1 protein-coding gene is annotated in these 274 nt (G+C 62.4%); it reads right to left on the bottom strand.

Annotated features, from left to right (window positions below; all coding sequences use genetic code 11):
- On the bottom strand, window positions 1-274 hold a 274-nt coding region (locus SB658_RS23850), incomplete at both ends, for a hypothetical protein (RefSeq protein WP_410602799.1).

Below are 274 nucleotides of genomic sequence, written 5' to 3'. Positions count from 1 at the left end.
ACAGGTGCGCCCATGGTGACGTGATGCGGTGAGGGCCAATGTGCGCTCCCACCAGAAGGACCTGCCACGCCGCCGGGTCCATGCGGGTAGCAACACCTTCCGGGTTGAGGATGCCATCCAGATCGAGTGCGTGCTTGATCGCGCGTGTCATCGCGAATGTTTCCACGGTGAATGTCTGCGCAGCGCGGGTGACAGCGCCTTGCGTTCGGCGTATCGCATCGGGCTGCATCATGGAAAGCTGGGGGTGTGGCAACGTCCGTTCCATCGGAATCAC

It is taken from the genome of Bacillus sp. SIMBA_008, from assembly GCF_046535495.1.
Lineage (GTDB): Bacteria > Bacillota > Bacilli > Bacillales > Bacillaceae > Bacillus > Bacillus subtilis.
The sequence above is the reverse complement of the archived record's forward strand: the minus strand, read 5'-3'. Positions and strand labels throughout refer to the sequence as shown.